Here is a 23206-nt window from a genome sequence, read left to right as displayed (position 1 = left end):
GCGTCACCTGCGCCAGAAGAGGTGGTGCGTGACGCCGCTCGGGCTGGGCACGACCTCCAGGTGGAACCGGTCGAGCAGCTCCTCGGGGGACTCCCAGAGCCGCAGTCCGGACCCGAGCTTCACCGGTGAGACGGCGACGTGCATGGCGTCGACCAGGCCGGCGGCGAGGAACTCCCGGATCGTGGTGACACCGCCGCCGAGTCGGACGTCCTTGCCCTGCGCCGCTGCCCGCGCCCGTTCGAGGACGGCGGCCGGGTCGCCGTCGACGAAGTGGAACGTGGTGTCGGAGAGCGTGATCGACGGACGCCCGTGGTGGGTCATGACGAACACCGGAGTGCGGAACGGCGGCTCGTCACCCCACCAGCCGCGCCACTCGTGGTCCTGCCAGGGCCCGCGCTGCGGCCCGAACTTGTTGCGGCCCATGATCTCGGCACCGATGTTGCGGGCGAAGTCCCGGGCGAAGTAGTCGTCCAGGCCCCGGCTCCCCCCGGGATCCGTGCGCATCGGCCAGCTCGCGGTGGCTCCGGCCCAGGCGAACAGCCGCTCGGGGCCGTCGAGGCCGAACGGCCGCTCCAGGCTCTGGTGCTCACCGGCGCCGATGCCGTCACGGGAGACGTTGAAGTTCATCACTCTGAGCAGTTGGTCCACGGGTGTCCTCGTCAGTTCCGGTCGCGTCCTCGTACGGCGGGGCGCCGCACGCCGTGTCGTCGGAGCGGACGCGGCCGGATTGACATCGACCCGCGAGGTTTTTCAGATCGCGCCGAACTCGCCGGCGCGGACGGCGGAGACGAAGGACCGCCAGGACTCGGCAGAGAAGACGAGGGCCGGGCCGGCGGGGTCCTTGGAGTCGCGGACGGGGACGGCGTCGGATGCGACCAGGTTCCCCGCGACCTCGACGCAGTTGCCTCCGTTGCTGCTGTACGAAGACTTGAACCACTGAGGCTCGGCGGTCACGGCAGTTCCTCTCGTAGCTGGCTGATCAGGGCCACGGACTCGGCTTGTGAGAGTGCCAGGGCCTGCAGCTGATAGTAGGCCGTGAGCATCGGCGGTACCGCGCCGCTGTCCCGTTCCAGGTGCCCTTGGTGCGCCGATTCCGCGTAGGACATCAGCGATCGGTCCGGAAGGGTGAGGATGTTCACCGGCAGGTCAAACGCTCGTTCCTCGCCCATGGCGAACGGAGCCACCTGGAGAACCGTGTTGGGCATCCGGGCGAAGGCGGCGAGCTCATCGAGCTGGGCTGCCATGGTGGCCTCTCCGCCGACCGGGCGCCGGAGGCAGCTCTCGTCCAGAACGGCGTGGATCAGCGGCGGGGATTCCCGGCGCAGGTTCGACTGTCGGCGAGCGAGGTAGGTGACCCGTTCCTCGGCCTGGTCCTCCGTGATGCTGCCTCGCCGGACCGCGCCCGCTGCGATGGCCCGTGCGTAGTCCACGGTTTGGAGCAGTCCCGGCACGATGCCCAGATCGAACAGCCTCAGCTCCACCGCCTTGGACTCGTGCGCGACGTACTCCGGGAACCCTTCGAGGATGGTCGACGACTTGAGATCGCGCGACTTGCGAACAAATACGTTCTCGAACCCAAAGGCCTTGTCAAGTTCGCGTGCCAGACGAGCGGTTGGAGGACGCCGACCAGTTTCCACGGCCGATACATGCGTCGGCGAGTAGCCGATGGCACGTGCCAGTTCGTCCTGGGTCCACCCCCTTGCCTCCCGTGCGCTGCGGACATCTGAGCCGAACTTGGCGGCGGGAGATGAATCAGGGTCCAGTTCAACCTTGTTCATGGGTGTCGATTCCCTCTCCCCAAGCAGATCCGACAGGTTGAAGACATCCCCATCGTAGACGACAGTTGGCGCTCTGGGTAGTCATCGCACTACGGAACGGAGTTGTTCCCGTGACGCGCAAGAAGCCCCTCTATGGGCAGCCCTACCGCCCGCAGGTCGGCGAGCTGGTCAAGGACGTGACGACTGATCAGGACGTCGTCTACATGGACACGCGAGGCGGGCTCGCCTACGTGCGGCCGGTGGGTGGAGGGCTGGAGCGGACCGTCGATCCCGCCCGGATCCACCCGCTCCCGGGCGGGCCGACGGTGGTCCTCCGCCTCGTCCCCGCCAAGCGGCGCGGCCGGCCCCGCGTCGACACCGAGGGCGCCGCGTGAGACACCGATGACCAACCCGCCGACCTGCCCCGCACCGAACTGCTGCGCTCCGGTCGACCTCCTCGGCGATGCCACCGAGGCCGGCCGCACGTGGAACTGCCCCGAGTGCGGTCGGTGGGGCGTCGCCTGGTCTCCGGCCTACCTGGCGAACCAGCCCTTCGAGGAGCCCTTGATCGCCCTCGGCCGCAGACCCCGCTACCGGAGGGCGGACGGACCGTGATGCTGCCGATCGCCTTCATCGGCCGTACGATCCTCGGCCTGGTCCGCGAGCCCCGGGCCACCTGGTCCTGGTTCTGGGGCGGGTACCTCCGGTTCGCCCCGCCGGTCCTGTGGTTCAGCCCCGAACGCCGCCGAGCGGTCGCGGCGGCCGCGCTGATGCTCGCGGAGGAGCGGCAGCTCCGCGAGACGTGCCGCGAGGCCGCCCGGGACGCGCTCCGTGCCGAGTTGCGTGAGGCAACGGAACGACTCCGCCGGGCCGCGGCACGGTACGCCGCGGCCCGGGAGCTCGCCGCGGCGCCCCGTCGCCGTCGGCCTCCCGCGTCCCGGCCGCCCAACCGACCCGACTGACAGGGCGGCTCAGGCGTAGGGGCCCCGGGGGAACCACGGGTCGCGGACCTCCCGGGGGCCGTACGGCGTCAGCAGGGTGAGGGTGTACACCCCGGCGGCGTACTCGGCCAGCTGCACCGAGCCGTGCCGGGTCTCCAGCTCGGCCTGCACGGGCACCGGCAGCTTGGTGAGCGCCCGCCGCAGCTGCAGCGCGTCGCGCCGACTGATCGGCTGCGGGGAGCGCAGCACCAGCCGGATCGGGCTCAGCGGGCCGGTCACCGGCACCCCGCTGCCCAGCTCGTAGCCGACCGCGCCGATCGGGCCCCAGGGCATCCGGTGGTCCGCCACCAGCCGGCCGACCTCCGGCAGCAGGGCCAGCGCCGGGATCCCGGTGAGCCGTTCGGGGGCCAGCCGTTCGCGCCGCTCGGCCAGCTGCTCGGGCCGCAGCGTCCCGGCCACCGCCGCCCAGGGCGCCAGCGCGTCCAGCCGCTGCCCGTGGCGCGGGCCGCGCACGGTCACCGGGAACCAGAGCTCGGGCGCGGCCTCGGGGTCCCGGGCGCAGCGCTGCGGGTGCGGCAGGTCCGCCGGGTTGCCGACCACCGCGGGCGCCCGGCCGACCGTCACCCAGGGGTGCGCCCGCAGCACCGCGCGCGCCCAGTCCGGCAGCTCGCCTCCCGCGAGGGGCCGCAACGACCTGGGGCACTGCATCAGCAGGAGGTCGTGCGCGCCGGGCAGCCGCCCGTCCAGCGCGGCCAGCGGGCCGACCCGCCGGCGCGGGCCGTCGTGCGGGTCCTCGGCGGGGCGCCGGGCGTGGCTTCCGGAATGTACGACGGTCACAGCGGGCTCCAGACGGTGGCGTCAGTTCGGCCGACGGCTCCACCCTCCGCCCGGCGCGCACCGCCCCGCCACGGCCGTTGGGCGCGTTCACCAGGGACCAAGGGCTCAACCGGGGCCCGAGGTGCGTCGGCCCGGTCACGGTGTGAGAGTGGGGGCAGCCCGGTAGTCCGACGTTCCCCTCCGGAGGAGGAGTCATGGGCATCTTCGACAGGTTGTTCCACCGGCCGCCGCACCACGAGGCCACCGGCGAGGACGGCGCCCAGCGGGCCGCCCTCGCCCACGACGAGGCCGCGGACGCGTTCGGTGACGACGTCGAGCGGAGCAGGGACACGCAGGAGCGGATGGCCCAGGAACGGATCTCCCAGGAGGAGGCCGACCGGCGCGCCGCCGAGAACATGACGGCCGAAGGCGACCCCTGGGACTGAGACCGCCCGGCGTCACCGCCCCCGCCGGTCACTGCCCCCGTCGGTCACTGCCCACGTGCCGGTCACTGCCCCCGTCGGTCACTGCCCACGTGCCGGTCACTGCCGCCCCCCGCTGGTCACCGCTCCCGCGGTGGCAGCGGCGGGCGCCGCAGGTCCGGCCGGGCCGTGGACTCCGGCGGGGGCACCGCGGCGGGCGCGTCCTCCAGCAGGTCCAGGGCCAGCTGGACGGCGGTGACCAGCTCGGGGTGGCGCCCCCGGGCCCAGTCCCGCGGGGTGCGCAGCACGTGCACGTCCGGTTCGACGCCGCGGTTCTCCACCGACCAGCCGAGGCCGCCGTCGAACCAGGAGGCGTTCTTCGGCACCGAGATCTGCGTGCCGTCGCCGAGGGTGTGCCGCCCGGACATCCCGACCACACCGCCCCAGGTGCGGTTGCCGATCACCGGGCCGAGCCCGAGCAGCTTGATCGCCGCGATGATGACGTCCCCGTCCGAGCTGGTCGCCTCGTCCGCGAGGGCCACCAGCGGGCCGCGCAGGGCGTGCCGCGGCCACCGGACCGGTTGGCGGTCCCGGGTGAAGTCCCAGGCCAGGACGTGTCGGGTGAGCTTCTCCAGGACCAGTTCGGAGACGTTGCCGCCGGCGTTGCCGCGGACGTCCAGCACCAGCGCGGGCTTGTCCAGTTCGCGCCGCAGGTCCCGGTTGAACTGCGCCCAGCCGGAGCCGCCGAGGTCCGGGATGTGCAGGTAGCCGCACCGCCCGTCGCTGAACTCCCGTACCAGGGAACGGCGTTTGGCCACCCAGTCCTGGTAGCGGATGGGCCGTTCGTCGGTCAGCGGGGTGACCGCGATCCGCCGCACCGGGCCGTCCGGGCCGCTGCGCAGTGCCAGTTCCACGGTGGTGCCGCCGGTGCCGGCCAGCAGTGGGAGCGGTCCGCGCACCGGGTCCAGCGGGCGTCCGCCGATCGAGAGCAGTTCGTCGCCGTCGCGCACGCCCTGGGCGGCCAGTGGGGCGCGGGCGCGCGGGTCGGAGGACTCGCCGGGCAGCACCCGGTCGACCAGCCAGCGCCCGTCGGGGGCGCGGTGGGCGTTGGCGCCGAGCAGGCCGAGCGGCTGCTGGCCGAGCGAGGGTCCCTCGGCGCGCCGGGACGGGGTGACGTAGGCGTGCGAGGTGCCGAGTTCGCCGAGGAGTTCGCGCAGCAGGTCGGCGAAGTCGTCGGGTGAGCAGATGCGGTCCAGCAGGGGCTCGTACTGGGCGACCAGCGCGGGCCAGTCCAGGCCGGACATCCGCTCGTCCCAGAACTGGTCCCGGACGATCCGGGCGGCCTCGTGGTAGGCCTGGCGCCATTCGGCGGCCGGGTGCACGGTGTGGGTGATCCGGCGCAGGTCGACGGCGGTGCCGGCGGAGGGGGCGGTGACCGGGACGACCCGCAGCGTCCCGGCCGAGTAGACGGCGATCGAGCCGCCGTCGCCGGAGACGGCGTAGCCGTCGAGCTTGTCCGCCAACGTGCTGCGGCTGCCCCGGACCAGGTCGAAGTACTCCAGCGAGGGGCGGCCCGAGGTGTCCTCCGGGCTGGCGAAGGTCTGACCGAGGGTGCCGGCGATCGGCCAGCGCAGCCAGACCAGGCCGCCCCGCACCGCGTCGGTGGCCGAGTACTTGGAGGCGATCACCGGGAACTGCAGCAGCCGGTCGCCGATGCCCGCGGGCTCGACCCGGACGGTGCCGTCGCCGCCGCCGTCCCCGCGCGGGGCGCCGTCCTCGACCGGTGCCGAGAACGGCGAGGGCGTGTCGGCGGTGAGCGGGACGAGGTACGGGCGGCAGCCGACCGGGAAGGAGAGGTCGCCGGTGTGCACGTCGTGGACCGGGTCGAAGCCGCGCCAGGAGAGGAAGGCCAGGTAGCGGCCGTCCCGGGTGAACACCGGCTGCTCGTCCTCGAAGCGGCCGTCGGTGACCTCGGTGACGGGGGCGGGCGCGTCGGTGCGGGTGAGCCGGATCCGGCGAAGCGAGCGCCCGGCGACCGGCTGGGACCAGGTGATCCAGTGCGAGTCGGGGGAGAAGCGGGGGCTGGAGACCGGGCCGTACTCGGAGGCGGCCAGCTCGCGCACCTCGCCGTCGGCGGCGGAGACCAGCAGCAGCCGCCCGTCCGAGGCGACGGCGGCGAGGCGGCTGCCGTCGGGGGAGGCGGTGAGCTCCAGGACGCGGCCGAGCCGGCCGGAGGCGAGGATCCGGTGGCGGTGTTTCTCCGCGCCCTCGTGCCCGGGCAGCGGCATCACCTCGATCGCGTCGGCGCCCTTCGCGTCGGTGATCCAGGCCGCCTCGCCGGTGTGCCCGAGCACCACCGGCAGCCGGGTCCGCACCCCCGGGGTGTCGGCGAGTGCGCGGGCCGGGCCGTCCTTGTGGGTGAGCCAGTACTGGCTGCCGCGCACGGTGATCACCCCGGCCCGGCCGGTCTGGTCGCAGGCGAGGTCCTTGACCTGGGAGGCGGCGCCGACCTGGTACGGGCGGCGGCCGGCCCGGGCGCCGCCGAGCGGGACGTGCAGCCGGCGCGGGGCGGGGGCGTCCAGGTCGTCCAGCAGCCAGAGGTCGCCGGCGTGCTGGTAGACGATGCGGGTGCCGTCGGTGGCGGCCTCGCGGGCGTAGTAGGAGGCGTGGTCGGTGTGCCGGCGCAGGTCGGTGCCGTCCGGGCGGCAGGAGTAGAGGTTGCCGATGCCCTCGTGGTCGGAGAGGAAGGCCACCCGCCCGGTGACCGGCATCGGGGCGGCGAGGTGCCCGGTGTGGGCGGGCAGGATCTGCTCGCCGTCCGCCCAGAGCCGGCCGACGGCGCCGCCCCGGTAGCGCTTCCAGGCGGCCGGGTCGTGCGGGGCGGCGCCGGTGAGCAGGACGGTCCGCTCGCGGCTCATCTGGGCGTCGCCGACCGGGCCCCAGGGCATCCGGCGGCTGGGGGAGCCGTCCGGCGGCAGGGCGTGGGCCCAGGTGTAGTGGCCGAAGGGCTCGTGGAAGGAGGTGACGGCGAGCACCTCGCCGTCCGGCAGCCAGCCGCGCACCCGGGTGTCCTGGCTGCCCCAGAAGCTGAGCCGGCGGGCCTCGCCGCCGTCGACGGGTGCGGTCCACACCTCGGGGGTGAGGCTCAGCCAGCTGGTCCAGGCGAGGGTGGTGCCGTCGGGGGAGAAGCGGGGGTGGCTGACCCGGGTGCGGTCGCAGGTGACCCGCCAGGCCCGGCCGGTGACGGCGCCGTCGGTGTCCAGCGGGGCGATCCAGACGTCGTCCTCGGCGGTGAAGGTGAGCAGGCCGCCGTGCAGGTGGGGGTGGCGGAGGTAGCCGGGCGGGGTCACCCCTCCATCCTTCGACGGGGTGTCACACCCGGCAACCGGAAGGGGACCGGGGAAGGCGTCGAGACCGGTCTGGACCATTGACAGGGCATCGGCGGATCCACTTCAGTGGTCTAGTCCAACTAGGGTGCCAGGCCGGGCCGCTCCCCCCACTGGCGCGTGCACCGGCGTGCCCTCGGACGTCCCCCACGACCGCGCCATCGCAGGAGCACCCGCATGCGCAGAACCCTGAGAAACGGCCTCGCCGCCGGCACCGCCTCCGCCGTCGCCGCAGCCACCCTGGTCGGCGTCACCCTGGGCCTGGCGCCCGCCGCCTCGGCCGGCGAGTTCCTGGTCAACGGCGGTTTCGAGTCCGGCTCGCTCGGCCCCTGGAACTGCTCCGGCGGCACCGGCAGCGTCGTCTCCGGCCCGGTGCACGGCGGCAGCCGCGCGCTCGCCGGCGCGGCCACGGCCGGCGACACCGCCCAGTGCAGCCAGACCGTCACCGTCACCCCCGGCACCACCTACACGCTCAGCGCGTACGTCAACGGCTCGTACGTCTACCTGGGCGTCGACGGCGGCGGCCCCAGCACCTGGACGCCCGGCACCGGCGGCTCGTACCAGAAGCTCAGCCTCAGCTTCACCGCCGGCGCCACCCAGACCAGCGCCACCGTCTACACCCACGGCTGGTACGGCCAGGGCACCTACTACGCGGACGACGTGTCGCTCGACGGCCCGGGCGCCCCCAGCCCCAGCCCGACCCCGACGCCGACCCCGACCGCGACCGCCTCTCCGACCGCGACGCCGACGGGCACGCCCACGGGCACGCCCACGGGCACGCCGACCAGCCCGCCCGCCGGCAGCCACGCCCTGGTCGGCTACCTGCACGCCAGCTTCGCCAACGGTGCCGACTACACCCGGATGGCGGACGTCCCGAACTCCTGGGACTTCATCGACCTCTCCTTCGGCGAGCCCACCTCCGTCACCTCCGGCGACATCCGGTTCAACCGCTGCCCGGTCACCGAGTGCCCGACCGTCGAGTCCGACACCGACTTCAAGGCCGCCATCGCCGCCAAGCGCGCCCAGGGCAAGAAGGTGCTGATCTCGATCGGCGGCCAGAACGGCCAGGTCCAGCTGACCACCGCCGCCGCCCGGGACACCTTCGTGAGCTCGGTCTCGGCGATCATCGACAAGTGGGGCCTGGACGGCCTGGACATCGACTTCGAGGGCCACTCGCTCTCCCTCGCCACCGGCGACACCGACTTCAGGAACCCGACCACCCCGGTCATCGTCAACCTGATCTCCGCGCTGAAGACCCTGAAGGCCAAGTACGGCCCCGGCTTCGTGCTGACCATGGCGCCGGAGACCTTCTTCGTCCAACTCGGCTACCAGTACTACGGATCCGGGCCCTGGGGCGGCCAGGACCCGCGGGCCGGGGCGTACCTGCCGGTCATCCACGCGCTGCGCGACGACCTCACCCTGCTGCACGTCCAGGACTACAACTCGGGCTCCGTCATGGGCCTGGACAACCAGTACCACTCCATGGGCGGCGCCGACTTCCACGTCGCGATGACCGACATGCTGCTCAAGGGCTTCCCGGTGGCGGGCAACGCGAACAACGTGTTCCCGCCGCTGCCCGCCTCGAAGGTCGCCATCGGCATGCCGGCCACCACCAACGCGGGCAACGGCTACGTCGCCCCCGCCGAGGTGGACAAGGCGCTGGACTGCCTCACCAGGCTCGCCAACTGCGGCCCGTACGTGCCGCGTTCGGGTGCCCAGCCGAACCTGCGAGGGCTGATGACCTGGTCGATCAACTGGGACCGGTTCGGCGGCGGGGAGTTCTCCAGGAACTTCGACGGCTACTTCGGCCGCTGACCCGAGGGCCACGGTCGGCCGCTGACCCGAGGGCCACGGGACCGTACTTGAACCTGACACCGGTGTGAGGTTCGAGCATGGTCCCCATGGCAACCACACAGCTCCCTGCTCCCGCACCCCACCGGCCCTTCCCGCTCCCCGCCCTGCTCGCCCTGGCCACCGCCGTCTTCGTCACCGCGCTCACCGAGACCCTGCCCGCCGGGGTGCTGCCCGGCATGGGGGAGTCCCTCGGCGTCGGCGAGTCGGCGGCCGGGCAGACCGTCACCGTGTACGCGATCGGCTCCGCCGTCACCGCGATCCCGCTGACCGCGGCCACCGCCGGCTCGGGCCGCAAGCGGCTGCTGCTCACCGCGATGGGCGGCTTCGCCCTGGCCAACACGGTGACCGCGGTCTCCGGCAGCTACCCGCTCACCCTGGCCGCCCGCTTCCTCGCGGGCGTCGCCGCCGGCCTCGCCTGGGCGGTGCTGGCCGGGTACGCCCGCCGGCTGGTGCCGGTCGAGCAGCAGGGCCGGGCGATGGCCGTCGCGATGGCGGGTGTGCCGGTGGCGCTGTCGCTCGGAGTGCCGATCGGCACCTTCGTCGGCCGGATATCCGCCTGGTGGGTGCCGTTCCTGGCCATGACGGCCCTGGCGGTGGGCGTGGTCGGCTGGATCGCGGCGCTGCTGCCCGACCAGCCCGGACAGCCGGACGGCGAGCGCTCGCCCGTCCGGCGCGCGCTCACCGTGCCCGGCGTGGCGCCGGTGCTCACCGTCACGGTGCTCTTCGTGCTCGCGCACACCGTCCTGTTCACCTACATCGCGCCCCTCCTCGACCGGGCCGGCCTCGGCGGCGCCACCGGCACCGTGCTGCTGGTCTTCGGGCTGGCCTCGCTGGCGAGCATCTGGCTCACCGGTGCCCACATCCACCGCCGGCTGCGGCAGTTGACGATCGGCGGCGCGCTGCTGGTCGCGGTGACGGCGGGCGTCCTCGCGGTGCGGTCCGGCAGCGCGCCGGCGGTGTACCTCGCGGCGCTGCTCTGGGGCCTGGGCTGGGGCGGCGCCCCGACCCTGCTGCAGACCGCCCTCGGCGACGCGGGCGGGGAGCACGCGGACGCCGCCCAGTCCGTGCTGGTGACCCTGTGGAACGTCGCGATGGCGGCCGGCGGGGTGGTCGGCGGCGTCGTCCTGGGCGCACTCGGCACCGCCGCCCTGCCCTGGACGGTCCTCGCGCTGATGCTCCCCGTCCTCGCCGTGGTCGTCGGCGCCCGCCGCCACGCCTTCCCGCCGGTCCGGTAGGCCCCCGGCGGCGCCCCGCGGACGCGGGTTCGAGGACGGACCCCAGCGAGGACGGACCCCAGCGAGGACGGACCCTAGCGGAGCAGCAGCCGGTTCGACAGCAGCTCGGCCACCAGCTCGGGCGGGGCCGAGGCCGTCGAGCCCATCGCGTACGGCGGCTGCGGGTCGTACTCGATGACCAGCTGGATCGCCTCCGCCGCCCGGTCGCCGGCCAGCCGGCCGGTCAGGGTCAGTGCCAGGTCGATCCCGGCGGAGACGCCGGCCGCGGTCGCGTACTTGCCGTCGACCACGACCCGCTCCGTCCCGGTCGGCTCCGCACCGAAGCGGGGCAGCTGGTCCAGGCAGCACCAGTGCGAGGTGGCCCGGCGCCCCTCCAGCAGCCCGGCGGCGGCCAGGATCAGCGAGCCCGAGCAGACCGAGGTGGTCCAGGTGGTGGTCGCGTCCACGGCGCGCACCCACTCCAGCACGGCGGGATCGGTCAGCCGGGCCTCGGTTCCGGGCCCGCCGGGCACGAGCAGCACGTCGGCCGAGTCCACCTCGTCCAATGCGGCGTCGGCGGTGAGCGCCAGGCTCTGCATGTCGGTGCGCACCGGCCCGCGCCGGGCGGCGGTGAACACCACCTCGGTGCCGGGGATCCGGGACAGCACCTCGTACGGGCCGACCGCGTCCAGCGCGGTGAAGTCGTCGTACAGCAGGATGGCGGTGCGCATCAGTGTCCTCCGTGGTGACTCGGGTGGAAGCGGCGTCGGTACTCGGCGGGCGGGGCGGCCAGCGCCCGGACGAAGGCGCGCCGCATCGCCTCCGGGGTGCCGTAGCCGCAGCGGCGGGCGATCTCCTCGATGCCGTCGTCGGTGTCCTCCAGCCGGCGCCGGGCGGCCTCCAGCCGGACGCCGTCCACGTACCGGCCCGGGGTCACCCCGACCTCGGCGGTGAAGGCGCGGGCGAAGTGCCGCGGCGACAGCGCCGAGCGGCGGGCCAGCGCCTCGACCGAGAGGTCGGCCTCCGGGTGCTCGGCGATCCAGCGCTGGACCTCGCGCAGCGGCTGCCGGGCCGCCACCTGGGCGGCCAGCTGGGTGCTGAACTGGGCCTGGTTACCCGGGCGGCGCAGGAAGACCACCAGGTGACGGGCGATCAGCAGTGCCGTCTCCCGGCCGAGGTCCTCCTCGACCAGGGCGAGCGCCAGGTCGATCCCGGCGGTGACGCCGGCCGAGGTGGCGATGCGCCCGTCCCGGACGTGGATCGGGTCCGGGTCCACCTCGACGTCCGGGAAGCGCCGGGCGAGTTCCTCGCAGTACGCCCAGTGCGTGGTCGCCCGGCGCCCGGCCAGCAGTCCGGCCTCGGCGAGCAGGAAGGCCCCGGTGCACACCGACACCACCCGTTCGGCCCGTCCGGCCAGCTCCCGGATCCGCGCCACCAGTGCGCCGTCCGGGTGCTCGGCGCCCGTCCCGCCGGGGACCAGCAGGGTGTGCACCGGCCCGACCTCGGCGAGGTCCGCGTCCGGCAGCAGCCGTAGCCCGCCGGTGCTGCGCACCGGCTGCCCGCCCGGCGAGGCGGTGAGCACCCGGTACGCCCCCGGCTGCCCGGAGGCGCCGCCGGCGCCCGTGAACACCTCCACGGGGCCGGTCACGTCGAGGCTCTGCACGCCCTCGTAGAGGAGGACCAGCACGCTGCGCGCTCTCATGCGGCCAGCCTGTCAGCGGGCCGTGGTGGCAGCAATGACCTGGTTCCCACCTTTCCTGCCACCGCTCCCGGGCGGCCCGCTGCCCCGGACCCGGACCCGGAAACGCCGGAAGGCCCTCCGCTTTCGCGAAGGGCCTTCCGGCTGTCTGTGCGCCGCCAGGGACTCGAACCCCGGACCCGCTGATTAAGAGTCAGCTGCTCTAACCAACTGAGCTAGCGGCGCTTGCTGACGTGGAGAACACTACCTGGTCAGCGGCCGAAACACACAATCGGCCCGGACGGATCCCGCTCAGGCGGTCAGCACCACCTTGCCCCGGACGTGGCCGGTGCCGACCAGCCGGTGGGCCTCGGCGGCCTTCTCCAGCGGGAGCGCCTCGGCGATCTCCAGCCGCAGCCCGCCCGCCTCCCACAGCCGGACCAGTTCGGCCAGCCGGGCGGCCGTGCGCCGGGTGCGCAGCGGCCGGACGCCCAGCCGCCCGGCGCCCTCGAAGTCGACCACCGTCCCGATCCGGTCCCGGTCGGCGACCAGCTCGACCGAGGCCTCCAGCGCGCCCCGTCCGGCGGCGTCGAAGGCGGCGGTCACCCCCTGCGGCGCGACCGCCCGGACCCGCTCGACCAGCCCCTCCCCGTACGCGACCGGGATCGCGCCCAGCTCGCGCAGGTACCCGTGGTTGCGCTCGCTCGCGGTGCCGACCACGGTGGCGCCCCAGGTCCGGGCCAGCTGGACGGCCACCGTGCCGACCCCGCCCGAGGCGCCGTGCACCAGGACGGTGTCGCCGGGGCCGACCCCGAGCAGGGTGAGCGCCGTGTGCGCGGTCTGGCCGGAGGCGGAGAGGGAGCCGGCCTGCTCCCAGGGCATCCCCGCGGGCTTGGCCACCAGCTGGTCGGCGGCCACCGTGACCAGTTCGGCGTGGCTGTCCAGCAGCCGGAACCCCAGCACCTCGTCGCCGACCCGCCACTCCCCGCTGTCGGGCCCCAGCCGGTCCACCACCCCGGCGAACTCGTTGCCGAGGACGAACGGCGGTTCGACCGTCAGCCCCGGCGGCCGGAACCCCTCCCGGACCGCCAGGTCCACCGGCTGCACCCCGGCCGCGTACACCCGCACCCGCACCTCGCCCGGGCCCGGCTCCGGATCGGGCACCACCCGGACCCGCAGGACCTCCGGACCGCCGGACTCCGTGACGACGACCGCCTTCATGTCTGCTCCCGCCCCTCGACCGTTCGACCGCTCTCGTCGACCGGTCCCGATCCTTCAACCTGAAGCGTGCTTGAGGTCAAGCCGTCGCCCGGTGTGTCTTCACGGATGGGCGCATTGTCAGATTTATCCTGGCGGCGCTCAGCCGTCCGCCGTCGAGAGGAACCTTCCCGTGGGCCAGCTGCCCCTGTTCTTCCTGGTGCTGCTCGCCTCCGTGGTCACCATGCCGCTCGGACGCAGGACGGGCGTGCCGCAGCCGGTCCTGATGACGCTGCTCGGCATCGTCATGGCGCTCGTCCCGCAGATCCCGGACGTCACCATCGAGCCCGAGCTGATCCTCCCGCTGGTCCTGCCGCCGCTGATCTTCGCCGTCGCCCGGCGCTCCTCGGTGCGCTACTTCAAGGCCAACATCCGCTCGATCCTGCTGCTGGCCGTCGCCCTGGTGGTGGTCACCACCGCCGTGGTGGCCAGTACGGTGCACTGGCTGCTGCCCGCCCTGCCGGTCGCCGCCACGATCGCGGTCGGCGCGCTGGTCTCCCCGCCCGACCCGGTCGCCGCCGTCGCGGTGGCCGGCAGCGTCGGCCTGCCCCGCCGCCTGGTGTCGATCCTGGAGAGCGAGGGCCTGTTCAACGACGTCACCGCGATCGTCATCTACTCGCTGGCCATCGAGGCCGTGGTCAGCGGGGACTTCTCGGTCGGCCACGCGGTGCTGCGCTTCGTCCTGTCCGCGGTGCTGGCCGTGGTCGTCGGCGTCGCGCTCGGCTGGATCAACGCCAAGCTCGCCGAGCGCCTGGACGACCCGACCCAGCAGGTCGCGCTCAACCTGCTGGTCCCGTTCGCCGCCTACACCATCGCCGAGGAGATCCACGGCTCCGGCGTGCTCGCCGTCGTGGTCTGCGCGCTCTACCTCGCCGAGCGGGCCTCCGACGCCGACGCCGTCTCCTACCGGCTGGTCGGCAACGCCTTCTGGGAGGTGGTCGAGATCCTGATCACCGGCGTCGCCTTCGGGCTGATCGGCCTGGAGCTGGCCACCGTGCTCAAGGAGGCGGGCCGCGGCTGGACCGGCTTCATCGGCGACGCCGCCGTGGTGATCGCGGTCGTCGTGGTGGTCCGGCTGCTGTGGCTGCTTCCGGCCGGCTGGGTGTCCCGGCGGGTGCGCAGCGGCGACGACGAGGACACCCCGTTCAGCTGGAAGGAGAGCGTGGTCCTCTGGTGGTCCGGCATGCGCGGCGTGGCCACCGTCGCGCTGGCGCTCGCCATCCCGCTCACCCTGCACTCCGGCGCGGACTTCCCCGAGCGCGGACGGCTCGTCTTCATCGCCTTCAGCGTGGTGCTCTTCACCCTGCTGGTGCAGGGTCTGACCCTGCCCTGGGTGGCCAAGCGGCTCCGGCTGGACATCGACCAGGACAAGCACGAGCAGGCCGTCCGTCAGCTCTGGTGGCGGGCCGCCAAGGCCGGGCTCACCCGGCTCGGCGAACTGGAGGAGCAGGACCGGCTGCCCGCCGAGGTCGCCGACCGGCTGCGGGACCGTCAGCACGACCGGCTGGCCCGGCTCTGCCCGGAGAACTACGCCGAGGAGGAGGCCGCCGAGGCCAAGCTGCGCCTGTCCCAGTGGCGGGCCGCCCGGGAGGTCGAGCAGGAGATGATCGCCGCGTCCCGCCGCGAGATGCTCGTCGCCCGCAGCGAGCTGGGTGCCGACCCGGAGCTGGTCGACCAGGTGCTGCGCGGGCTCGACCTGCGCTCGGAACGGAAGTGACGGCGGGCCGGGCCGCTCCGAGGTGACGGGTTGTCCGCCGCCGGGCGGAATGTGCGCGACCGCCCCCGAGGTTGCATAGGCTGAGCCCGGGCAGGCCGTCAACGGAGTCGGCGCACCACCAGTACCCGCACGACCTCGCGAAGAACCCTCACGCCTGGCCCTGCCGGTTTCTGCACCCAGATGAATCGAGGACCCACCGATGTCGGAGACCCGCGCCGACGCCCGCACCCCGCTGGACCGCACCCCGCAGTGGGGCGCCCTGGCCAAGCACCGGGCCGAACTGGGCGACACCCACCTGCGCGAGCTGTTCGCCGCCGACCCGGAGCGCGGCCGCCGCCTGACCCTGCAGGTCGGCGACCTGCACGTGGACTACGCCAAGCACCTGGTCACCGACGAGACGCTGGAGCTGCTGCGCGACCTCGCCGCGGCCACCGGCGTCGCCGAGCTGCGGGACGCGATGTTCCGTGGCGAGAAGATCAACAACACCGAGCACCGCGCCGTCCTGCACACCGCCCTGCGCGCCCCGCGCGGCGCCGTGATCGAGGTCGACGGCGAGAACGTGGTGCCCGCCGTGCACGCCGTCCTCGACAAGATGGCCGCCTTCGCCGAGCGGGTCCGCAGCGGCGAGTGGAAGGGCTTCACCGGCAAGCCGATCCGCGCCGTCGTCAACATCGGCATCGGCGGCTCCGACCTCGGCCCGGCTATGGCCTACGAGGTGCTCCGCTCGTACACCGAGCGCGACCTCGACGTCCGCTTCGTCTCCAACGTGGACGGCGCCGACCTGCACGAGGCCGTCCGCGACCTCGACCCGGCCGAGACGCTGTTCATCGTCGCCTCGAAGACCTTCACCACCATCGAGACCATCACCAACGCGGTCTCCGCCCGCGACTGGCTGCTCGGCGGCCTGGGCGGCGACCCCGCGGCGGTGGCCAAGCACTTCGTCGCGCTGTCCACCAACGCCCGGGGCGTGCAGGACTTCGGCATCGACACCGCCAACATGTTCGAGTTCTGGGACTGGGTCGGCGGCCGCTACTCCTACGACTCGGCGATCGGCCTCTCGCTGATGGTCGCCATCGGACCGGACGCCTTCCGCGAGATGCTGGACGGCTTCCACCTGGTCGACGAGCACTTCCGCACCGCCCCGGCGGAGCAGAACGTCCCGCTGCTGCTCGGCCTGCTGGGCGTCTGGTACGGCGCGTTCTTCGACGCCCAGGCGCACGCGGTGCTGCCGTACTCGCACTACCTGTCCAAGTTCACCGCCTACCTGCAGCAGCTGGACATGGAGTCCAACGGCAAGTCGGTGACCCGCGACGGCACCCCGGTGGACTGGCAGACCGGCCCGGTGGTCTGGGGCACCCCCGGCACCAACGGCCAGCACGCCTACTACCAGCTGCTGCACCAGGGCACCAAGGTGATCCCGGCCGACTTCATCGGCTTCGCGAAGCCGGTCGCCGACCTGCTCCCGGGTCTGGTCGCCCAGCACGACCTGCTGCTGGCCAACTTCTTCGCCCAGACCCAGGCGCTGGCCTTCGGCAAGACCCCCGAGGAGGTCGCGGCCGAGGGCGTGCCCGCCGAACTCGTCCCGCACAAGACCTTCAAGGGCAACCACCCGACCACCACGATCCTGGCCGGCGAACTGACCCCGTCGGTGCTCGGCCAGCTGGTCGCGCTGTACGAGCACAAGGTGTTCGTCCAGGGCGCGATCTGGAACATCGACTCCTTCGACCAGTGGGGCGTCGAGCTGGGCAAGGTGCTCGCCAAGCGGATCGAGCCGGTGCTGCTCACCGGTGAGGGCGCCGAGCAGCTCGACAGCTCCACCGCCGAGCTGGTCGCCCGCTACCGCGCGCTGCGCGGCCGCTGAGCCCCGGCCGGGCCGTCCGCTCCGGCGGGCGGCCCGGCCGACCTGCTTCCCGGGGGCCCCGGAAACGGCAACGGAACCGGAACCGGCAACGGGCCCGGAAACGCCGGAAGGCCCTTCGCTTTCGCGAAGGGCCTTCCGGCTGTCTGTGCGCCGCCAGGGACTCGAACCCCGGACCCGCTGATTAAGAGTCAGCTGCTCTAACCAACTGAGCTAGCGGCGCCTGCTGACAGAGAAGACTCTAGCAGCGCCGCGCGTCCGAGCCAAAATCGAATACCGGTCGCCCGGCGTTCATCCGCCGGTCACGACGGCCGCCCCGGCGGGGACCGGCGCGCCCGGCTCGCGCGCCGCCCGGACGCAGGCCCACAGCACCACCGAGGCGCCGGGCAGCCAGGGCTCCCGGTCCTCCGGTGCGACGATCCACCGGCCGGCGCCGTGGCCGGGGGAGTCCGGGCTGTTCACCAGGCGCTGCATCGGCGGCACGGTCACCGCGTCACCCTTGCCGTGGCAGAGCAGCGGCGGCACGTCCCGGGCCCACTCCTCCCAGGCCAGCAGCCGGCGCAGCCGGGGCGCCGCGCCCGGCTGGACGAACAGCAGGGTCCGCCCCCGGTAGGCCGCGACCGGCCCGCAGCCCGGGCCGGAGGCCCATAGCTCGTCCAGCACCCGGCGGCCGAACAGGGCCGGCATGCTGATCACGTCGAAGGCGCGCCCGCAGGGCAGTACCGAGGGCGCCCACGGGCGGGTCTCCCAGAGGGCGCGCATGCTGCGCGGGTACTCGCTGGCGGAGGCGAGCCACGCCTCCCCGGCCACGCTGACGTACTCCACCGACTGATGCGTCCAGATGTCCACGCACAGCAGCCTGCGCCGTGCGCGCCGCCGGCAGGGCGGAAAGCCCCGTTCGCCGGACAGCGCGGCGGGGAACGGCGTACCCTTCCCGCCGCGCATATGCCGGCGGCCTGTGTCCGGGCGCGGGGCACGGCACACCGGACGCGGGCGCTGGGCAGGGGAGCTCCGGGGAGCGCTCAGTCCTCGTGACGGCGCGGCTGGAGCAGCGTGCGGCCGTACTCGATCATCTTGGCGGCGTAGTCCGGTGTCCAGTCCGCCCGCACGGCGATCTCGGCGTCCGACAGGGCGTCGAACCGGCGCGGGTCGGCGAGCTGGGCGGCGGCGACGGCCTGGAAGTCGGTGGCCCGCTCGGCCGCCGCTCGGAAGGCCAGGGCCAGCTCGGTGGAGCGGTGCAGCAGCTCCGCCGGGTCCTCGATCGACTCCAGGTCGAAGAATCGTTCCGGCTCCGGTTCGGCGGACTGCGGCTCGAACAGCAGCTGCGCCGGACGCACGCGCCTGGTGGGCTCGGTCGACTCTGCAGGGGAGTCGGGCATGGACGGACACCTCCGGGGTCTCGGTGGGGCGGGCAGGGAGCTGCTCCGGGCTGCGCCGCCCGGGTTGTGGCCGTCGTCCATTGTCTCGCGGCGAGGGCCGGTAGCGGAACGGTGCGCGTGCGGGCGCTATTCCCCGGTGCGCGCCGCAGGCGTGCTCCGAGTGCCGCGCATCCGGATCGCGTGCGAACCGGTTGTGTCGGTGCGGTTCCGTGTAGTCCAGCCACCCACAGATCGGGGAGATCCCATGCACGTGCGGACGATCCTGCGCTTCCTCCTGCCCTTCGGCGCCCTGTCGGCCGCCTCCGCCCTCGGCCTGGCCGCGGCGGCACCGGCCGTCGCCGCCGAGACGGCGGTGGTGGTGCAGGGCGGGGTGAGCGCCCCGGGCGGCCTGTCGCAGGCGACCTGTCCCAGCGGCACCCACCTGACCGGCGGCGGGTACCAGCTGCCGGCCGGGACGCACGACACCGTCACCTACAACGGCCCGTCCCAGGACGCCCGCAGCTGGTACGCGCAGGCCGACCACACGGCCGTCAAGGCCTTCGCGGTCTGCGAGACCGAGGACTGACCGGGGGCCCCGGCCCCGGCCCGGGCGCCGATGCCCCGGACGGAGCCGAGCCGCTACCGCAGGCGGACCCGGTGGCCGGCCAGGTGGTGCAGCACCTCGTGGTTGGCCTCCCAGCCGTCCGGGAACGTCACCGGCACCCCCAACTGCACCGGCTCGGTGGCCGGGTGCTCGTCCAGCAGCTCGGCGATCCCGGCCCGGGCCACCACGATGCAGGCGTGCCGGTGCCGGGAGGCGAGCACGCAGAGCCGTCCGGTCTCCAGGTGGAAGGCGGTCGCGTCGGGGCGGCCGGAGAGCGGGTGCAGCACCACGGTGACGTCGTACTCGCGTCCCTGCAGCCGGTTGGCGGTGTCCACCGTGACGGCGGGCCCGGCCGTGCCGTCCACCGGGACGCCGACCTTGAGCAGGGCCGCGCGCACCGCCGCCGCCTGGTCCCGGTGGGCGGTGCCGACGGCGATCCGGTCCGCGGTGAGCGGCGCGTCGCCCTGCTCGGAGTGCGCCGTCAGCCCGCGCTCCAGCAGCCTGCGCACCGTCGCCGCGACCGCCGCGACGGCCTGCGGGTCGGTCCGGACGGTGTGCCGGGCGGGCAGCTCCAGCAGCGCCCAGCCGTGCTCGGCGGCCCGGTCGATCGCCGCGTCCAGCGCCGAGCCGTCGGGACGGACGGTGCCGGTCATTCGGCGGTCGTCCGGGCCGGTGCCGGAGCGGAACGGGGTGTACGGGTAGAAGGCCCGGGAGATCAGCGGCGCCGCGCTGGCGGGCAGCCGCCAGGAGACCGGCAGCCGGTGCGGCTCGATCTGCGGGTTGTGCGCCAGCATGGTGACCACGGCGCTGCCGGACGGGTCGTACGACAGGCCGGCCCACTGCTCGGTGCCGACCACGGTGAACGGGTCCAGCTGGCCCGGGTCGCCGACGAACAGCGCCCGCTCGAACAGCCGGGCCACCGCGAGCAGGGCGTCCGAGCGCATCTGGTACGCCTCGTCGACGATCGCGTGCCGCCACGGCGCCTCGGCCCGCACCCACTGCCACTTGGCCGAGGTGGAGATCACCACGTCGTGCTCGACCAGGTCGGCGATCTTGTCCGAGGGCGTGACCCCGGCGTGCTTCAGCACCTCCGGTCCCGGACGGGAGTCCGCCGCGTGCAGCCGGCCGATCGTCAGGTCCGGCGCCTTCTCGGCCAGTCGGCCGACCAGGTCGTCCACCTGGCCGTTGGTCTGGGCGACGATCATCAGCCGCTCGCCGGCCTCGACCAGCTCGCGGGCGGCCCGCACCACGAGCGTCGACTTCCCGGCGCCGGGCGGCGAGTCCACCACCACGCCGCGCGGGGCGCCGGCCGGCGGGCGGACGGTCGCGGTCAGGATCCCGGCCACGGCCGCGTCGGCGGCCGCTCCCGGGGCCTGCTCGGGGCCCGGCCGGCCGTGCCGGTCCGGCTGGGGGGTCGAGGCGGTCATCACTCCCACTCCTCGGAGGCGGTCGCGGCGGGTACGGGCGGTGCGGCGCCGGGCGGGCCGCCGTGCGTCCAGGGGGTGTCGTCCGGCTCGGGCAGCGGCGCGGACTGGCGGACCGTCAACTCGAACAGGGTGAAGGTGACCGGCTCGCCGGGCTCGGGCAGGCTGCCCGGCTCCGGCTCCTTCCTGCGGCCCATGCCGGACAGCACCCGCAGCGTGATGGTGCCCTCGGCGGTGTCGACCGCCACGATCTCGGCCTTCTGCGCGGCCGGGCTCCCCGACTCCGGCCGGGGGGACCCCCACACCCGGTGCACCTCCCGGCCGAGGTCCGCGTGCGGGCGGTCGGCGGTGCGCAGGGTGACCAGCGGGCGGGGCTTGGGGGAGCGGCCGGTGGTGTCCCAGTCCGGCACCACCTCCGTCACCTCACCGCTGAACGCCTCGCCGGCCAGCCGGTGTTCGGCCATCGCCAGCGGGTCGTCCAGCGCCTCCTGGACGTCCAGCCGGGCCTGCTCGCGCTCGCGCTGGGCGAGCTTGCGGGCGGCGGTGACGGCGTCGTCCTGCCGGGGCTGCGGGGGCTCGCCCGCCGCCAGGCGGTCCCGGTGGCCGGTGTACGACCAGCGGTCGCCCGTCCAGCGCTCCTCCAGGTGGCCGGCCGGCGGCAGGCCGCGCAGCAGGTCCAGGCCCTGCCAGACGTCCCGCCAGGTCGGCAGCAGGACGGCCGTCAGCACCTCCTCCAGCTGCCCGACCGCGGCCCGCACCGCTGCCCGGGCGCGCTCGGCGGCGTCCTCGTCGTGCTGCTCGGTGCTGTGCCGCAGGGCGCCCACGGCGGAGTCGTAGCGGGCGATCGCCGGGGCGAGCACGGCCTCGTCGAAGCGGGGGTCGGTGGCCGGGCCGGCCGGCGGGTGGAGCAGCTGCCCGTGCTCGTCCCGCGCGGACTCGGCCAGCTCGGCGGCCTCGGCGCCGGTCAGACCGGGCGGCGGGCGGTGCCAGGCCAGCCGGGCCGCCAGGTGCTGGTCCTCCAGGTGGCTCTGGCCGGTCGCCCAGTGCCGGGCCAGCAGACCGGTCATCGGCAGCAGCATGCTGGAGCCGGGCACCTGGGCGCGCTCGCTGAGGTGGGTCAGCCAGCGGCCCAGCAGCGGCACCCGGACCGGGGCCGGGTAGGGGCCCGGCTCGTCGTCCTCGACGGTGCGGCGGAAGCGGGTCGAACGGCCGATCAGGGCGAGGTGGTGGATCCCCGCGCCGTTCGGCACGACCAGCTGCGGGGCGTCCGCGCACAGCTCGCGGAACACCTGGGTCTTCTCGCCGGTCTCCGGGTCCTTCTCGGAGCCCTCGATCTGCTCGACGTCGTCGGCGAAGGACTCCAGGTAGGGCAGCAGGTCGGCGGCCAGCTCGGCCAGGAAGTCGAACCGTAGGGTGCGGTTGAGCGGCTGCGGCACCAGGTGCAGCCGGGGCGCGTCCCGGTCGGTGCCCAGCATCATCGCCAGCGGCGCGCCGGCCTCACCGGCGGCGGTCAGTGGGACGAGCACCATCGGGCGGTCGGACAGGTGCCGGTGCCGGACGGTGGCCAGCGGCTCGGCCCGGCCGCTGCGGACGGCCTCCAGACGGGCCAGGGTGGTGAGGAGACTCATGCCTTCCCCAGGGCTTCCGCGCGCAGGGCGGCCGCGTAGGCCAGGCGCTCGGCGGCGTCGTCCGCGCCGTCGTCCGTACCGCCCGCGCCGCCGCCGGCGGCGGCCAGGGCCTCGGAGACCGTCCGGATGCTGCCCAGCTCGCCGCGCACGCCCCGGCCCAGCTGCTCGACCCGGTCGCCGCAGCGGGCCCGGGCCCGGCAGTGGAAGCCGAGCTCGCACGTGGAGAGGCAGTCCGGGCTGTACGCGGCGGGCACCGCCTCGACCGCGGCGACCAGCTGCTCGGCGGACCGCGCCGGCGTGCCCGCCTCGTCGGACGCCAGGTCGAAGTCCGCGTCCGGCGGCAGCGCGTCCAGCAGCCGGCCGATGCCGGTCATCCGGCTCAGCTGGCGACGGGTGGTGGCCAGCTCGCGGCGGACGTCGACGGCGACCGCGGTCGGCCGGTTGCCGAAGTCCTTGGGACAGACCAGCAGCACGCTCGTCCGGGGGCTGCCGGGCAGAGCCTGCTCGGTGTAGGGGTCGTCGCCCAGGGGCAGCCCGGCCGCCGAAGCCGCGGCCCGCTGGAGCGCCAGCACGTACACGGCGGCCTGGCGGGCGGCGGCGCCGACCTTGGCCGGGTCCGCGCTGCCGTCGACCACCGGGAACGACTTGATCTCGACCACCGTGCACCGACCGCCGTGCACCACGAGCGCGTCCGGCTCCAGGTAGGCGGTGCTGCCGGCCACCTCCAGGCGCAGCAGCGGGTGGTCGAGCAGCGTCCAGGACTCCGGGTCGGCGGCGGCCCGGGCCAGCGCCTGCGCCGTCCGGTCGGCGCGGACGGCCGGGCCGGAGCGCTGCAGCAGGTCCGGCACCTCCAGCGGGGCGTGGCCGTCGACCGGGAGGTCGAGGTGGCGGCGGAGCGGCTCCAGCAGCGCGGCGTAGTCGTCCGCCTTCAGCCGGGACTCGAAGATCACGCCGCGGGCGATCGCGAAGGGGGACTGGCCGAAGGGGGCGGGGCGGCCGAGCCGGGCGGCCAGCGCCGACTTGTCGATCCCGGCCGCGTCGAGCACCGCACGGCGGTGACAACCCGGATTGGCCGCGAGCGCGGCGAGGGAACGGGCGTTCAGACTGCGCTGGAGGGCCGGCCCGCGCAGCTCGGCGAGCCGCTGGGCGAGCGGCTCAGCGGACCCGCCGGGCGGGACGTTCGTCGAGACGTTCATGGTGCGGCCCAGTGTCGCATCCGGGTCCGACAACGCGGTGCGGACCGGCCGCGGCGGACCGTCCGGGTGGCCTTACAGCCGGCCGTGCGGTGGCCG

22 protein-coding genes and 2 tRNA genes are annotated in these 23206 nt (G+C 74.4%); 9 read left to right on the top strand and 15 right to left on the bottom strand.

All coding sequences use genetic code 11. The features are described 5' to 3' along the window. Window positions 1–3 precede the first annotated feature (3 nt). The 3 genes from ACIGG8_RS28290 to ACIGG8_RS28280 all read right to left on the bottom strand — a co-directional run bounded on the left by ACIGG8_RS28290 (window position 4) and on the right by ACIGG8_RS28280 (window position 1778). Window positions 4–648 carry a dihydrofolate reductase family protein gene (locus ACIGG8_RS28290; protein WP_396551626.1) on the bottom strand — a complete coding sequence of 215 codons (645 nt, stop codon included), beginning with the start codon at window positions 646–648 and terminating at the stop codon, window positions 4–6. Between the two features lie 102 nt (window positions 649–750). Next, complete coding sequence (locus ACIGG8_RS28285) at window positions 751–954, bottom strand: DUF397 domain-containing protein (RefSeq protein ID WP_396551625.1); 204 nt, start codon at window positions 952–954, stop codon at window positions 751–753. Beyond that, window positions 951–1778, bottom strand: a complete 828-nt coding sequence (locus tag ACIGG8_RS28280; RefSeq protein WP_396551624.1) for a Scr1 family TA system antitoxin-like transcriptional regulator — start codon at window positions 1776–1778, stop codon at window positions 951–953. The genes ACIGG8_RS28285 and ACIGG8_RS28280 overlap by 4 nt, the downstream gene beginning before the upstream one ends. Before the next feature lie 110 nt (window positions 1779–1888). Here ACIGG8_RS28280 and ACIGG8_RS28275 point away from each other — a divergent pair, with 110 nt between their 5' ends. From ACIGG8_RS28275 to ACIGG8_RS28265, 3 genes are read left to right on the top strand one after another with little or no spacing between them, the layout of a single operon-like run. Next, window positions 1889–2152, top strand: a complete 264-nt coding sequence (locus tag ACIGG8_RS28275) for a hypothetical protein (RefSeq protein WP_396551623.1) — start codon at window positions 1889–1891, stop codon at window positions 2150–2152. A 7-nt stretch (window positions 2153–2159) separates the two neighbouring features. Beyond that, a complete protein-coding gene (locus ACIGG8_RS28270; RefSeq protein ID WP_396551622.1) occupies window positions 2160–2372 on the top strand; it encodes a hypothetical protein in 213 nt (70 codons plus the stop codon). Beyond that, a complete protein-coding gene (locus tag ACIGG8_RS28265) occupies window positions 2372–2719 on the top strand; it encodes a hypothetical protein (RefSeq protein WP_396551621.1) in 348 nt (115 codons plus the stop codon). The genes ACIGG8_RS28270 and ACIGG8_RS28265 overlap by 1 nt, the downstream gene beginning before the upstream one ends. 9 nt (window positions 2720–2728) lie before the next feature. Here the strand turns inward: ACIGG8_RS28265 and ACIGG8_RS28260 are convergent, their stop codons facing one another. Then, the gene (locus ACIGG8_RS28260; protein WP_396551620.1) at window positions 2729–3535 is read right to left on the bottom strand and encodes a phosphoribosyl-dephospho-CoA transferase MdcG domain-containing protein; all 807 of its coding nucleotides are present in this window, start codon (window positions 3533–3535) and stop codon (window positions 2729–2731) included. Window positions 3536–3729: 194 nt separating this feature from the next. On the opposite strand from ACIGG8_RS28260, the gene ACIGG8_RS28255 reads away from it, so the two are divergent. Then, window positions 3730–3960 carry a hypothetical protein gene (locus ACIGG8_RS28255; protein ID WP_396551619.1) on the top strand — a complete coding sequence of 77 codons (231 nt, stop codon included), beginning with the start codon at window positions 3730–3732 and terminating at the stop codon, window positions 3958–3960. A 116-nt stretch (window positions 3961–4076) separates the two neighbouring features. Here ACIGG8_RS28255 and ACIGG8_RS28250 read toward each other — a convergent pair whose 3' ends face one another. After that, a complete protein-coding gene (locus tag ACIGG8_RS28250) occupies window positions 4077–7286 on the bottom strand; it encodes a S41 family peptidase (protein WP_396551618.1) in 3210 nt (1069 codons plus the stop codon). A 213-nt stretch (window positions 7287–7499) separates the two neighbouring features. Between ACIGG8_RS28250 and ACIGG8_RS28245 the strand changes: the two genes are divergently transcribed. Together ACIGG8_RS28245 and ACIGG8_RS28240 are read left to right on the top strand one after the other, a co-directional pair. Further along, complete coding sequence (locus ACIGG8_RS28245; RefSeq protein WP_396551617.1) at window positions 7500–9137, top strand: chitinase; 1638 nt, start codon at window positions 7500–7502, stop codon at window positions 9135–9137. 86 nt (window positions 9138–9223) lie between these two features. Then, entirely contained in the window at window positions 9224–10411 is a 1188-nt protein-coding gene (locus ACIGG8_RS28240; RefSeq protein WP_396551616.1) for an MFS transporter, read from the top strand. Between the two features lie 74 nt (window positions 10412–10485). On the opposite strand, the gene ACIGG8_RS28235 is transcribed toward ACIGG8_RS28240, so the two are convergent. The 4 genes from ACIGG8_RS28235 to ACIGG8_RS28220 form a co-directional block, all read right to left on the bottom strand. Next, window positions 10486–11121 carry a DJ-1/PfpI family protein gene (locus tag ACIGG8_RS28235; RefSeq protein ID WP_396551615.1) on the bottom strand — a complete coding sequence of 212 codons (636 nt, stop codon included), beginning with the start codon at window positions 11119–11121 and terminating at the stop codon, window positions 10486–10488. Further along, the gene (locus tag ACIGG8_RS28230; protein ID WP_396551614.1) at window positions 11121–12092 is read right to left on the bottom strand and encodes a GlxA family transcriptional regulator; all 972 of its coding nucleotides are present in this window, start codon (window positions 12090–12092) and stop codon (window positions 11121–11123) included. The genes ACIGG8_RS28235 and ACIGG8_RS28230 overlap by 1 nt, the downstream gene beginning before the upstream one ends. A gap of 148 nt (window positions 12093–12240) precedes the next feature. Then, window positions 12241–12314 (bottom strand) — tRNA-Lys (locus tag ACIGG8_RS28225). A gap of 66 nt (window positions 12315–12380) precedes the next feature. After that, window positions 12381–13289 (bottom strand): NADP-dependent oxidoreductase, encoded by a 909-nt coding sequence (locus tag ACIGG8_RS28220; RefSeq protein ID WP_396551613.1) that lies wholly within the window; start codon window positions 13287–13289, stop codon window positions 12381–12383. A 169-nt stretch (window positions 13290–13458) separates the two neighbouring features. Here ACIGG8_RS28220 and ACIGG8_RS28215 point away from each other — a divergent pair, with 169 nt between their 5' ends. Together ACIGG8_RS28215 and pgi are read left to right on the top strand one after the other, a co-directional pair. After that, complete coding sequence (locus ACIGG8_RS28215; protein ID WP_396551612.1) at window positions 13459–15042, top strand: Na+/H+ antiporter; 1584 nt, start codon at window positions 13459–13461, stop codon at window positions 15040–15042. Window positions 15043–15241: 199 nt separating this feature from the next. Continuing rightward, the gene (gene pgi, locus ACIGG8_RS28210; RefSeq protein ID WP_396551611.1) at window positions 15242–16903 is read left to right on the top strand and encodes a glucose-6-phosphate isomerase; all 1662 of its coding nucleotides are present in this window, start codon (window positions 15242–15244) and stop codon (window positions 16901–16903) included. 146 nt (window positions 16904–17049) lie between these two features. On the opposite strand, the gene ACIGG8_RS28205 is transcribed toward pgi, so the two are convergent. The 3 genes from ACIGG8_RS28205 to ACIGG8_RS28195 all read right to left on the bottom strand — a co-directional run bounded on the left by ACIGG8_RS28205 (window position 17050) and on the right by ACIGG8_RS28195 (window position 18279). After that, window positions 17050–17123: transfer RNA gene (locus ACIGG8_RS28205), tRNA-Lys, on the bottom strand. Between the two features lie 68 nt (window positions 17124–17191). Next, a complete protein-coding gene (locus ACIGG8_RS28200; protein WP_396551610.1) occupies window positions 17192–17749 on the bottom strand; it encodes a bifunctional DNA primase/polymerase in 558 nt (185 codons plus the stop codon). A 173-nt stretch (window positions 17750–17922) separates the two neighbouring features. Beyond that, a complete protein-coding gene (locus tag ACIGG8_RS28195; RefSeq protein WP_396551609.1) occupies window positions 17923–18279 on the bottom strand; it encodes a hypothetical protein in 357 nt (118 codons plus the stop codon). Between the two features lie 244 nt (window positions 18280–18523). Between ACIGG8_RS28195 and ACIGG8_RS28190 the strand changes: the two genes are divergently transcribed. Then, window positions 18524–18844 carry a hypothetical protein gene (locus ACIGG8_RS28190; protein ID WP_396551608.1) on the top strand — a complete coding sequence of 107 codons (321 nt, stop codon included), beginning with the start codon at window positions 18524–18526 and terminating at the stop codon, window positions 18842–18844. 53 nt (window positions 18845–18897) lie between these two features. On the opposite strand, the gene ACIGG8_RS28185 is transcribed toward ACIGG8_RS28190, so the two are convergent. The 3 genes from ACIGG8_RS28185 to ACIGG8_RS28175 are packed head-to-tail and all read right to left on the bottom strand — an operon-like array spanning window position 18898 to window position 23110. Continuing rightward, window positions 18898–20289 (bottom strand): AAA family ATPase, encoded by a 1392-nt coding sequence (locus ACIGG8_RS28185; protein ID WP_396551607.1) that lies wholly within the window; start codon window positions 20287–20289, stop codon window positions 18898–18900. Further along, window positions 20289–21914, bottom strand: coding sequence for a hypothetical protein (locus ACIGG8_RS28180; RefSeq protein WP_396551606.1), 1626 nt, complete (start codon window positions 21912–21914; stop codon window positions 20289–20291). Before ACIGG8_RS28180 ends, ACIGG8_RS28185 begins: the two co-directional genes overlap by 1 nt. After that, window positions 21911–23110, bottom strand: a complete 1200-nt coding sequence (locus ACIGG8_RS28175; protein ID WP_396551605.1) for a hypothetical protein — start codon at window positions 23108–23110, stop codon at window positions 21911–21913. The genes ACIGG8_RS28180 and ACIGG8_RS28175 overlap by 4 nt, the downstream gene beginning before the upstream one ends. Between the last annotated feature and the right edge of the window lie 96 nt (window positions 23111–23206).

Origin of the sequence: Kitasatospora sp. NPDC085464, from assembly GCF_044541955.1 — a bacterium.
Taxonomy (GTDB): domain Bacteria; phylum Actinomycetota; class Actinomycetes; order Streptomycetales; family Streptomycetaceae; genus Kitasatospora.
This window is presented reverse-complemented; position numbering and strand designations above follow the sequence as displayed.